This window comes from Nitrosopumilus sp. Nsub, from assembly GCF_001541925.1.
Lineage (GTDB): Archaea > Thermoproteota > Nitrososphaeria > Nitrososphaerales > Nitrosopumilaceae > Nitrosopumilus.
Genome location: NZ_LQMW01000010.1, coordinates 1 through 11,371, shown reverse-complemented (window position 1 = coordinate 11,371; position 11,371 = coordinate 1). Strand labels below are relative to the sequence as shown.

Here is an 11,371-nt window from a genome sequence, read left to right as displayed (position 1 = left end):
TGATGTTATAATTTCATACTTTGAATGTTGATTTTTATGATATTTGATTGATTTTTTAAAAAAAGATAATTTTTAATTGATTTTAATTTTTTTAAGGATTTGTGTCCTCGTCCAAACCTCCTATCAATAAAAAAATCTTGTTGATGATGGGTTTAGGTGGAATTGGACTAGTCATCCAACTGATATTGTCCTCAGCATATCCTGCATCAGAATATAGTTTTACACTTGGTGTTGCTTTGAGTATTTTTGCAATAATTACTGCAATCATGATTGTACTGTATAGTAAATCAAGAAAAGATTTTTCAAAGATATAGAAATTAAATTACTGCATCCATGAAACTTGTAAATCAAATTAATTTTGTAACATAGAATAATACAAATCTAAACTATGAGGTTGCAACTAATTGAATTTAATGTGTAGGAATTCTTTTTACTAGAATTTGTAATAACTTTCAGTCTTTCCACTAAAAATAAGTGAAGAAGATATAATTTAGAATCTGATTCACCATAATTTCAAAAAAAATTATGGAAGTAGCATAATTGCTAATCCCAATGCTGCTAGAATCCCTACAAAAAGAAATATCCTTTCTTTTGTATTTTTTTGTTCTCGAACTACTTGCATATTTTACAATACGCATAATTGCATTTTAAACCAAGTATCACAAAATCTAAAAAATAACATATGAAAATAATTATCGATCAGTGTTGAGAATCAGAACCGATTTGATAAATAACCCAAATTCTTAGAAAATAAAATGAAACCTGTAGTAATTATTGCAGTTATAATTGTAATTGTAATTGTTGTTGTAGGTTTTTTTACATATGATTTTGTTTCTCAAAATTCTTTACATGGTAATATGACGTCGCCATATGCCGGAGAACATGTAAGAGAAATTAAATCCCTTTCTACAGATGATATTAACGGTTTGAAAGATGGTACTGGAACTCCATTTGGAGGAATGGCAAAACTTGCCGAGTTGAATGGTTATCCGGGTCCACGACATGTGCTTGATTTAGCACACCAGATGGAGTTAACTGATTCACAAACTAAACAAATTGAACATATCTATCAAGAAATGAATTCAGAGGCAAAAATTTTAGGAAATAAAATAATCTCAATTGAAACCCACCTGGATGAAAAGTTCTCTGAAGGCGTAATTAATGAGGTTAATCTAAAAGAAAAAATTCATGAAAGCGCAGAATTTTATGCCAAATTACGTAATGTTCATTTACAATCCCATCTCTTAATGATGGATGTTTTGACTTTAGAACAGATTCAAAAATACAATGAATTGAGAGGGTATACTTTAGATGATCCTTGTAAAAATATTCCTCAAGGACATGACCCTGAAATGTGGAAATTACATAATAACTGTCAATAATTTTAAAAAATAAAACACTTCCAATATGGAATTCATGTGTAGAGTTTAACTAAATTAATTAACTCTTTACCAAAGTCATTATTTGGATAGAGGTATTATCTTTCGCGTCTCAAAAGAAGTGTTCCATAGTTACCAAGTGAGCAACATGCCAAACACATTTCCTATGATGATCATGTTGATGTCTTACTCTTCTTTCGTTAAACGGCATAATCTTTTTGCATAAAGTACATGGAACAAACAATAGTCTTATCTATCCCCGATTTACTTAAGACACGTTGGTTATTACATGAAAAGCAATGTGGAATAAATTAAAAAAATTGAGTTTTAAATGGAAATTTCTAATCTGGATTGTTTCAGTAATTGTGATTTTTGTATGGGTGTTTACATGGTGTGGTTCAATATTGAAAGTTGATTGCCATCAAGTTATTTTGAATAGATAAAAAAAGTCACTGTACCCTGAAATCCTATATGGCGATGTAATACTCGTTTTTTAAAATCAGAAATAATTTTGAAAAATAGGCATGAAAATGTATGTTCTAAACTCTCACACCCATTATGCGGCTAATACCGTATCCTCAAACCAAAAATCTGTTTCATCGTCAATATCATCTAAATCGTCGACTTGAGCGTCAACATCATCTAGATCGTCTACGTGAAACTCTTTTGATTTGATTTTTTCATATTCGTTTTCCATACATTGTATTTTCTAAATTTTTACTTATGTTGATTCTGATTAGTTTATGTAGTATGTTGTCTACTATATAGAAATCATAAGACCTTGATCAAATCTAAAATACCTCAAATCCTAATCTAAAACATGAAAACAACACACGATAGTATATCGTGTTTGGACTGTACCATTAATATGAAAAAATATCAACATGACAAACTAAACAATTAGAGATATCTCAAAAAACTCACTCCGCCCTAAAATCACATATGGTGATGTAATACTCGTTTTTTAAAATCAGAAAGAATTTCAAAAAAATCAAGGCAAATGTTAGTTGACTTTGTGAATGTGAAATCTATGAACTATTAAGATTTAGTTGTTAAAATATGGCAATGGGATTTATGATGAATTTCATTTATGATGTCATCAAAAAGTGTTATTTCTTCTATGGATAATTTTGGATAGTCGACAATTAACAAATCAATCTTATTTTCTTTAACATAATCAATTACCCAATGTGAAATATTCTCAGTTAATGCTAATTTTGTCTTAATTGGAACTCCTTGTTTTTGAGCAATTCCTTTCCAGTTTTCTAATTCCTTTTTTAATTTTGTAGTCTGATTTTTTGTTAATTTTTTGTCAGATTTTGTTTCAAAAAAATAAAATTTTGGCGGAGTTTTGTACATACATTCTATCACCGTCAATTCTGAATCAAATTTTTTAGCCATTTCAAGACCAAGTTCAAAGGATTTTTTGGTATGTGTTGGGGTGATAATTGCAACAGCTACTTTACGAAATGGCATATTTTTAGTTCACAGTAATTGTAAATTAATACCATCCTATTCCATCTGGATTATTTTTGATGAATAATCCTTGAAAAATAGGCATAATTGTGAACAAAACCCTCTTTGCAAGTCATAGAGCATTAGATGTTTCAAAAGGCGTAATCCTGATGTTGATCAAAATAATTTTCAATTAGTGTTGATGATGTTTGGAACTAAATCAAACTCTCATCGGAAAGTATCTTCTGAGTCCAATACTCCAATATCTCACAGGCGTGAGAATTGTTGGAGTACTGAACCAAATGAATAATGCTCCCATCGGGATTTGAACCCGAGTCTTTGGCTTGAGAAGCCAAAATGCTTAACCGGACTACACTATAGGAGCCTGTTCAAAAATCATTCAATCTTAATTTAAAGGAAATGTTTTGAGTTTGAATGAAATTGTAAAACTTTGTAACTTGACTCCTTTATAGAAAAAACTAACAAATCAAATCATATGGATTTTAAAAAATTTATTCAGAATCAAGAATTATCTGATTTCCCAATTGGGTTAGGTGGATGTAGGACTATGGATTATTTTTTTGATTCTTGTGATTACGATATTGTGGTTTTTGATGAAAATTCTTCAAATAATGAAATAATTTCATTTGAAGGTAATTTAATCACAATTCATCACGCATCATTATCTGAAAAAAATACAAAAAAACTACTTCAATATGATGATCTAAAAATTCTACAAGATGATTCTTGGAATTTGAAAATATTTCTTTCAAAAATTTCTGAAAAACGTAATTTGTTATATTCTGATTCTGCTAAAAATTCTTTAATTGAATCTATTTTTTGTTGCCAAAAAACAAAAGATGCAATTCAAAATAATGATAATTTTGCAGCCTGTTGGCAAAAATGTGCATCTTATTACTTGGCAGACGCTATCACTTCATTAAACAATTCTCATTCAAGCCCTTCACATATGCTTGATTTGCTTAGAAATTTTGAGAAAAATCCTATCAACAATCACATTTCTAATGTCCTTCAAACCATTGGTATTGAAAGAGCAACTCCTACATTGTTAGAACGCATGCTCAAATCCTCTATTGGATTCTCTGATTTGATTGAACAAAATAATCATTCTGAATTAATCCAAAAAAAATATGAATATTTTTTAGAAAATTCAATGCTTTCTGATTGTTATTTCTATCTTGGTTATGTCAATAAAGAGAATTTTTCTAAGATAAAGGATGAATTAAATCGAAAACAGGATTTAATTCATATCTTAAAAATTGCATTTGATATTGAGTCTGATCCAAATCAATTATTACAGCAAGTTGATACAATTCAGACTAGTTGTAATGAACTTTTAGAATCTCTTACACATGCTTGATTTACTGTTTTGTACTAACCTTTTAAAATAAGTAAAATTAAGATTTATCATGGTAGATCAAGCATGTGGATGCGAAGCTGATAGCGGAGATCCAGATTACTCATGTGATTGTGCAATGCAAGGTCATTGCATATGTAGCTCAGATTGCAACTGTTCAACAGATGTATGTAAAGAAGCTACAAAAGATATGTAATTGAATAGAAATTACATTCTAACTTTTTATTTTTAAAATTAATCTTCTTCTTCCTCGAATCCCCAAGATTTTACTAACTCTTTTTGGAACTTGTCTGCTTGTTTTTCATCTAATCCAAAACCGCAATTTTTGTGAGTAGGAACAACTGTCATGCCATCTAATTTGAACTCAACTTCAAACAAGTGTACTTTGGAACATTCACACATTTCTACTTTTTTTCAAATATTCCTCTATATTTGCCTATTTGCATTGAAATTACTAGTATATTATTGCATTTTTTTAAGATTTTGAATAACGTTTAACTATCCGTTTGGACAATTTTTTTTAGATTTGACACATTCTCCTTTAATGATAGGTTTAATGGCCATATTGGTAGTTACTTTCTTTTTACCAACATCATCTTTTGCCCAGTTTCAATCTGGCGGTGTAACATCTGATGAATTTCCAGCAGGTAGTGCATGGTATGCTGGTGAGGGTTTGAAAAAAGGTGATTATTTCTCATATTCAATGTGTCATGTAGATTACAAGGAATGTGCACAATTTGAACTAGATATGTGGATTAAAGGTGACATTACAGTTGGAACCGAAACAAAGTGGTTAGCTGAAGTTGCTGTATTTGATGGTAACAAAGTTTTAGTTGGAACTATGGAATTAGGTAAAATTGCTCCAGAACCAACAGGTGGAAGTGAAGACTTGGGAATATACCGTGGTGCATTCAAATCTTCTATTGCTTGGTTGTCTGCTTTTGCAACTTCTGATGGAAGTTCAGGTGGTAAAGGTCCAAAAGAATTTGCAGCAAAGTCTTGGGGAAAGATTGGAAATATCGGTGGTGAGCAAGTTGTACCAATGTCTATAGAAAGTGTCAAAACACAATCTGGATTGTGGGATGCTGTTGTAGTTGGTTGGAAAACAGGTGGAGCAATGAGTAAAGTTTGGATTGTTGACGGTTTTCCATTTCCTGTAAAAGCTTCAACATACACACACGTTTCTGAAGGAATCCCTCCTCCTGAATATCGTTTTGAATTATTAGATTATCAAGAGAATATGATTGAAAGTCCTTTTGATGGAATTACTCCAACTGCAGATACATTTGCAGCACAAGGATGTGATGTAAATTATGAAAAAGAAGTATCTATCAAAAAACCAACTGTAAATTTTGATTATCAAATACATGCATTTTATGGACCTGAATATCCTATTCAAGGATGTGAAATGTCTTGGATTATAAAATTTATCAGCAAATATGATGATACTGAATACTTGAACCAAGTTCAATTTGATTTCCTTACCGTTGATGATAATATGAAACCATTACGTTCACTTGCTCAAGATGAGGGAAGGACCAATCTCTATTCTCCTTCTGGTGTATATGTGATGGATATGATTGTAAAAGAGGATCCTGGAACTGCAAACTATGTGATTTGGGTTTATGGTTTATCTCCTGATGGAATTTATCCATCCACGGCACCTGATTTCTTGAAAATTGAAGTTCCAATATCTGCATCCGATGGAACCCAATCTGTTGTTGAAACTCCGGCAATCCCTTCATGGATTAAAAACAATGCAGGCTGGTGGGCTGATGGAACAATTGACGATAATTCATTTATCCAAGGAATTCAATTCTTAATTAAAGAAGGAATAATGACAATACCAAAAACTACACAGGGAGTAGGTGGGGCTTCTGATGAAATTCCTTCATGGATTAAAAACAATGCAGGCTGGTGGGCTGATGGAACAATTGACGATAATTCATTTATCCAAGGAATTCAATTCTTAATTAAAGAAGGAATAATGAACGTTCCACAATAATCTTTTGATAAGAAATGGCAGGTCTATTCAAACAACCAAAACGTAAATTAAAGAAATTAGTTAAAGACGGTGAATATGATGATGCAATAGCATTTGGTAAAAGTTTGGAGCCTGATTATTCTGATGATGCTGATTTTATGTTCATAATGGGCAGTATTTTCTTTATTGTAGATGATGCAAAAAAAGCCTTACCTTATTTTGAAAAATCTTTTCAATTAAATCCTGATGATGTAGAAATGCTTACTTTGAAAACCAATGTCCATTTAGCATTACAGCAAAAAGATGAATCTATCGATTGTTGTAAACGAGTTTTAAAATTGAATCCAAAAAATTCTGAAGCTGAATCTTTACTTGAACAATTAGAAAACCTATAAACTCATTTCTTTTTCATTTCGTATGCATTTTCCATTAACCAATTACAAAATGCTGTAACTTTTTCATCAAATTCAGTCCATATGTGCACTGAATGTGGTAAAATATCAATTTTCCAGTCATCTGTAAAAACTCTGACACCTTCTTTATTTTCATACATGTATGCGTCCTCTGTTTTTACATCTCCTAACATCTCAACTGCTTTTTGTTTGATAATTTCTCTATCCATTGGAAATCTTTTTCGATCATAATCTACAATTAAACTAAGATCTCTTTTTCCATACATCTCATATTCTTCTATTCTCCCTTCTTTTGGAAAGTTTACAATGAGTTTGATATTGTACATCTTGCCTACTTCTTTTCCAATTTCAACAATTCTGTTGTATCCTAAACCTGGATTCTTTTTAATTAAAAATCTGATTTGTGCTAATTCTCGTTTTAGTTCATTTTGTAAATCTGTAATTAATTCTGTAAATATCATTAAATGATATCTGAAAAATTCCTTTATAATCATTAATTTTTTTGAACTTTCCTAGATTAAATGGCAAAAATAAGGATAATAGAACTTATAGGCAGGTCAAACATTCTAAATTATCTCTTCTTTAGGTATATTGTTACATCTTACATGACATTTCATACAAATTGATTATGATTCTTAATTATTTGTGTTAGATTTTTTTCTTGATTGATGCAACTAGTGACATGTTGACAATGATTAGAATTATGACGAGAATTACTGCAATAGCTATCAAGGCAATTAGAGCAGTTATGTAAAAAGACAATAATTCCATTTCAGAACTAAGCGATTGATTGGTTGTTTGTTGAACAACCATTGGTTGCTCATATGTTTGAGGTACAGATTCTTTAGTAACAGTAGGTTGTTCGGGGACAATAGACTGCACGTGTGATGAAGTATCAGATTCAATCCAAGCAGATTCCCCATTGAATTGAATTCTTTTCAGACCATCAATTCCTATTTTTTGTACTTCAGGTGCAATTGGAACATAGTGTAAACTTTCATTGAATTTTTGGCCATCAGTAATCATCCAGTGAATCATGTGCATTAGTGATTGTGCAGTATCAGGATCATTTGTGACATTATTGAGATTCTCATATACTAGCAAGTAAGTAAATGTCGATATTGGATATGAGTTATCTCCAGGTGCATTGATTATACTTATTCCATACCAACTTTCATGTGCCTGTGGAAGAGTTGGTGCAGCACCTGCTGAAGCAGCAGCAATGCTTTGCATTGATGGTAGAACAAAGTTGGTTCCATCAGCATTTTCTACTGCCGCATAAGGGATATCATTTTGAAATGCATATGCAAGTTCAATATATCCAATTGAATATGGTGTTGTCTTTATGATATTTGCAACACCTTCGTTGCCTTTTCCACCAATACCTGCTGGCCATTCAACACTTTTTCCAACACCTACTTTTTCATCCCATTCCGGACTAACTTTTGCCAAATATGAGACAAAAACGAATGTTGTGCCAGCACCATCAGAACGATGTGCAACTACAATATCTTCATCAGGTAATGAAACCCCCTGATTCAAATTCTGAATTGCAGGATCATTGAATTTTGTAATTTTTCCTAAGAATATGTCTGCAATAACCTCACCAGTAAGTTTTAGTTCTGATTCGGACATGCCAGGCAAATTATATGCAATAGTTACTGCACCGATTGCTTCGGGAATGTGTAGTGTGTTTGGTGCAGCTTCCATCTCTTTTGGTTTTAGTGGAGCATCAGATGCAGCAAAAATTAGAGTTTCAGATATGTGATTTTTGACACCGCCACCGCTGCCTATTGATTGATAATTCAATTGAACATTTGGATATAATTTTCCGTATTCAACTCTCCATAGATCAATTAATGGAAATGGAAAAGATGCACCGGCTGCATCAATTTGTACATCTGCATTTGGATCGGGCTCAACAGGTGATGTTGCAAAGGCAGATGCGGGCATCATAAGAATTATCATTAGTAAAGATGTAGTGATTGCAACAGTTTTTGTCATAATTTCTTGTAATCAATTTTGCATATAGCAATGATCAATGTATGGTATATTGTACTATATAGACAATGTAGATCCAATGTAATTACTTCAAAAATAATAAAAATGTGTAAGCGTTGTCAAGAGATCTATTAGCAAAGAAAAAAAATTTTCATTGGGATCGTATTTTTAAAATTACAGCTACTTGTGCAGGTGCGTTTGTTTTACTGATCATGGTATTAATTTTTGGTCAATTGTTATCAGATTCTTGGTTAATCTGGGAAAAAGAAGGATTATCATTTGTAACAGGAGATAGGTGGAATCCTGTAGAAGGTCGTGAAGCCTTTGGTGCATTACCATACATAGCAGGAACGTTAGTGACATCATTAATTGCATTATGTATTGCAGTTCCACTTAGCCTTGGAATTGCAATGTTTCTTTCAGAAATTGCACCTACAAGTATTCGAGAACCAATTTCATTTATAGTAGAATTGTTAGCCGCAGTTCCAAGTATCATCTATGGATTATGGGGTTTGTTTACATTCAGGATAGTTTTCAAAGATTGGTTTGAAAGTCCTACACATGAAGCATTAGGCGAACATATCTTTTTGTTCAGAGATGCACCATTTGGACTTGACATACTGACTGCAAGTGTTGTATTGGCAATCATGATAATTCCTACAATTTCTGCAGTTTCACGTGAAATTTTACTGGCAGTTCCTGCAATTCAAAGAGAGGCAGCATACATGCTAGGTGCCACAAAGTGGGAGGTATTTAGAATGTCAGTGTTGCCATATGCAAAATCAGGTTTGATTGGTGCATCAATTTTAGGATTAGGAAGAGCAGTTGGAGAAACCATGGCAGTTACAATGTTAATTGGAAATGCAGTTGGACCAAAGGCATTTCCATTTGGATTTTTCCAGCAGGGAAATTCACTTGCAAGTATTATTGCAAATGAGTTTAATGAAGCATCACCTGTTTCAATGTACTTTCCAGCGCTAATTGGATTGGGATTAATTCTCTTGTTTGTATCGCTAGCAGTGAATGTATGCGCGCATCTGATTATTCGTAGAGTTACAAATGCACACGAAGGAGGTATCAAAGGATTTTGAGTAGTTCAGAACGCAGACTAGAATTTAGAAACTACTTCCAAGATAATCTTGGAAAAAGAATGGTGACCGACAAGATTGTCAAGATAATTGTCATAGCATGTGTTGTTATTGCCATTATTCCGCTTGGAAGTATCTTAGCTGATGTTGTAAGAATGGGAATTGAAATAATTTCATTTGAGTTTCTAACTGCATTACCAGGAGCTGCAGGTTCTGGAGAAGGAGGAATTGCAAACTCAATTCAAGGCACATTCATAATGATTGGAATGACATCAGTCATAGGAATACCAATAGGAGTTTTGTCTGGAATTTATGTATCTGAATATGCAAATTCAAGGGTTGGAAAACTAATTAGATTTTTCAATGATGTAATGATGCAATTTCCATCAATCGTATTTGGAATTTTTGCATTTTTGTTTATTGTTCTAGTTCTAGGAAAATTCAATTTATGGGCAGGTGCAGTTGCACTTTCACTAATCATGTTCCCAATTATTGCAAGAACTACAGAAGAGGCATTAAAATTAATTCCAGATACATATAGAGAGGCAGGACATGCGTTAGGACTTCCAAAAGCAGTTGTCACTGTAAAAATTTTACTTTCAGCTGCAAAAGGAGGAATAATTACAGGAATAATGTTGGCAGTTGCAAGAATTGCAGGAGAAACTGCACCACTAATCATGACAATTTTAGGAAGTAAAGGATGGTTTAGAGGTACAGAGACTGCAATGGATGCACTTCCATTGACAATTTGGAGGTTGTCACTTTTACCATATGATGAGGCAGTTATGTTTGGTTGGGGTGCTGCACTAGTATTAATTACAATACTTCTTGTACTAAACATGAGTGTCAGATATCTTGTTCTTTATAGGAAAGGGGGATCGGGTTCACTTGGAATGTTTATGCGTATAACAGGAGGTAAAAAATAATGGAAATGAGTGCCTTGGATGTCTTAAACGCAATGAAAAATGATGAACAACCATCAACAAAAAGAAATGAGCCAGAAAAAGAAATACCAAATGACATGACAAATGATGGTAAATACAAAGTTTTAATTGAAAATTTGGCTGTATCATACAATGGAAAAAAGGCAATCAAAGATATCAGCATGAGAATTCCAGACAAAGCAGTTACAGCATTAATTGGTCCATCAGGATGTGGAAAGACCACCCTTTTACGAACTATTAACAGAATGCACGATTTAACAAAAGGTGCAAAAGTTACAGGCAAGATCATTATTGATGGAGAAAATGTTTACGATTCACACATCAATCCAATTTTACAAAGAAGGAAAATTGGAATGGTGTTCCAGAAACCAAATCCATTTCCAACAATGTCAATTTGGGACAATGTTGCAGCAGGATTGAAGCTCAACGGTGTAAAAGACAAGAGTATTTTAAATGAAATTGTAGAGGATTCACTAAAAATGGCATATCTTTGGGACGAGGTAAAAGATGAGTTGAAAAAACCTGCAGTTGCATTATCAGGAGGACAACAACAAAGACTGTGTATTGCAAGAGCGCTTGCCATACAACCCGAAGTATTACTCATGGATGAGCCAGCATCTGCACTAGACCCAATTGCTTCACAAAAAATTGAGCAAACAATTATCGAATTAAAAAAACATTATACAATAATTATTGTAACACATAACATGCAGCAAGCACTTAGGGTTT

At 32.7% G+C, this 11,371-nt stretch carries 14 protein-coding genes and 1 tRNA gene; 8 read left to right on the top strand and 7 right to left on the bottom strand.

Translation table 11 applies throughout. The features are described 5' to 3' along the window. Positions 1–91: 91 nt before the first annotated feature. A complete protein-coding gene (locus AW732_RS08515; protein ID WP_156416051.1) occupies positions 92–268 on the bottom strand; it encodes a hypothetical protein in 177 nt (58 codons plus the stop codon). 487 nt (positions 269–755) lie between these two features. On the opposite strand from AW732_RS08515, the gene AW732_RS02195 reads away from it, so the two are divergent. Beyond that, positions 756–1,382, top strand: a complete 627-nt coding sequence (locus tag AW732_RS02195; RefSeq protein ID WP_067957903.1) for a hypothetical protein — start codon at positions 756–758, stop codon at positions 1,380–1,382. Positions 1,383–1,935: 553 nt separating this feature from the next. Here the strand turns inward: AW732_RS02195 and AW732_RS08510 are convergent. From AW732_RS08510 to AW732_RS02185, 3 genes are all read right to left on the bottom strand, one after another. Beyond that, positions 1,936–2,076 carry a hypothetical protein gene (locus AW732_RS08510; protein ID WP_156416050.1) on the bottom strand — a complete coding sequence of 47 codons (141 nt, stop codon included), beginning with the start codon at positions 2,074–2,076 and terminating at the stop codon, positions 1,936–1,938. 341 nt (positions 2,077–2,417) lie between these two features. Further along, positions 2,418–2,855: a universal stress protein gene (locus tag AW732_RS02190; protein ID WP_067957900.1), complete on the bottom strand. Its 438-nt coding sequence runs from the start codon at positions 2,853–2,855 to the stop codon at positions 2,418–2,420. Positions 2,856–3,144: 289 nt separating this feature from the next. Next, positions 3,145–3,219 (bottom strand) — tRNA-Glu (locus AW732_RS02185). Positions 3,220–3,330: 111 nt separating this feature from the next. Between AW732_RS02185 and AW732_RS02180 the strand changes: the two genes are divergently transcribed. Beyond that, positions 3,331–4,215 (top strand): hypothetical protein, encoded by an 885-nt coding sequence (locus AW732_RS02180; RefSeq protein ID WP_067957898.1) that lies wholly within the window; start codon positions 3,331–3,333, stop codon positions 4,213–4,215. A gap of 49 nt (positions 4,216–4,264) precedes the next feature. After that, positions 4,265–4,408, top strand: coding sequence for a hypothetical protein (locus AW732_RS08670; RefSeq protein ID WP_172790373.1), 144 nt, complete (start codon positions 4,265–4,267; stop codon positions 4,406–4,408). 38 nt (positions 4,409–4,446) lie between these two features. Here AW732_RS08670 and AW732_RS08665 read toward each other — a convergent pair whose 3' ends face one another. After that, complete coding sequence (locus AW732_RS08665) at positions 4,447–4,590, bottom strand: hypothetical protein (RefSeq protein ID WP_172790372.1); 144 nt, start codon at positions 4,588–4,590, stop codon at positions 4,447–4,449. Positions 4,591–4,756: 166 nt separating this feature from the next. On the opposite strand from AW732_RS08665, the gene AW732_RS02175 reads away from it, so the two are divergent. After that, the gene (locus AW732_RS02175) at positions 4,757–6,217 is read left to right on the top strand and encodes a peptidase (protein ID WP_253805535.1); all 1,461 of its coding nucleotides are present in this window, start codon (positions 4,757–4,759) and stop codon (positions 6,215–6,217) included. A 14-nt stretch (positions 6,218–6,231) separates the two neighbouring features. Beyond that, a complete protein-coding gene (locus tag AW732_RS02170; RefSeq protein WP_067957895.1) occupies positions 6,232–6,591 on the top strand; it encodes a tetratricopeptide repeat protein in 360 nt (119 codons plus the stop codon). Positions 6,592–6,593: 2 nt separating this feature from the next. Here the strand turns inward: AW732_RS02170 and AW732_RS02165 are convergent, their stop codons facing one another. Together AW732_RS02165 and pstS are read right to left on the bottom strand one after the other, a co-directional pair. Next, the gene (locus tag AW732_RS02165) at positions 6,594–7,070 is read right to left on the bottom strand and encodes a hypothetical protein (RefSeq protein WP_067957892.1); all 477 of its coding nucleotides are present in this window, start codon (positions 7,068–7,070) and stop codon (positions 6,594–6,596) included. Between the two features lie 187 nt (positions 7,071–7,257). Further along, positions 7,258–8,613: a phosphate ABC transporter substrate-binding protein PstS gene (pstS, locus tag AW732_RS02160; protein WP_067957889.1), complete on the bottom strand. Its 1,356-nt coding sequence runs from the start codon at positions 8,611–8,613 to the stop codon at positions 7,258–7,260. Positions 8,614–8,726: 113 nt separating this feature from the next. Here pstS and pstC point away from each other — a divergent pair, with 113 nt between their 5' ends. From pstC to AW732_RS02145, 3 genes are all read left to right on the top strand, one after another. Further along, positions 8,727–9,701, top strand: a complete 975-nt coding sequence (gene pstC / locus AW732_RS02155; RefSeq protein WP_067957886.1) for a phosphate ABC transporter permease subunit PstC — start codon at positions 8,727–8,729, stop codon at positions 9,699–9,701. Then, entirely contained in the window at positions 9,698–10,624 is a 927-nt protein-coding gene (gene pstA, locus AW732_RS02150) for a phosphate ABC transporter permease PstA (protein WP_253805534.1), read from the top strand. The genes pstC and pstA overlap by 4 nt, the downstream gene beginning before the upstream one ends. 95 nt (positions 10,625–10,719) lie before the next feature. Beyond that, positions 10,720–11,371 (top strand): phosphate ABC transporter ATP-binding protein (locus AW732_RS02145; RefSeq protein ID WP_082697395.1); only part of this gene is annotated, 652 nt, incomplete at its 3' end.

Coding starts and splice junctions, on each gene's coding strand:
- AW732_RS08515 (WP_156416051.1), bottom strand. CDS start 268: ATGATTGCAGTAATTATTGCAAAAATACTCAAAGCAACACCAAGTGTA.
- AW732_RS02195 (WP_067957903.1), top strand. CDS start 756: ATGAAACCTGTAGTAATTATTGCAGTTATAATTGTAATTGTAATTGTT.
- AW732_RS08510 (WP_156416050.1), bottom strand. CDS start 2,076: ATGGAAAACGAATATGAAAAAATCAAATCAAAAGAGTTTCACGTAGAC.
- AW732_RS02190 (WP_067957900.1), bottom strand. CDS start 2,855: ATGCCATTTCGTAAAGTAGCTGTTGCAATTATCACCCCAACACATACC.
- AW732_RS02180 (WP_067957898.1), top strand. CDS start 3,331: ATGGATTTTAAAAAATTTATTCAGAATCAAGAATTATCTGATTTCCCA.
- AW732_RS08670 (WP_172790373.1), top strand. CDS start 4,265: ATGGTAGATCAAGCATGTGGATGCGAAGCTGATAGCGGAGATCCAGAT.
- AW732_RS02175 (WP_253805535.1), top strand. CDS start 4,757: ATGATAGGTTTAATGGCCATATTGGTAGTTACTTTCTTTTTACCAACA.
- AW732_RS02170 (WP_067957895.1), top strand. CDS start 6,232: ATGGCAGGTCTATTCAAACAACCAAAACGTAAATTAAAGAAATTAGTT.
- AW732_RS02165 (WP_067957892.1), bottom strand. CDS start 7,070: ATGATATTTACAGAATTAATTACAGATTTACAAAATGAACTAAAACGA.
- pstS (WP_067957889.1), bottom strand. CDS start 8,613: ATGACAAAAACTGTTGCAATCACTACATCTTTACTAATGATAATTCTT.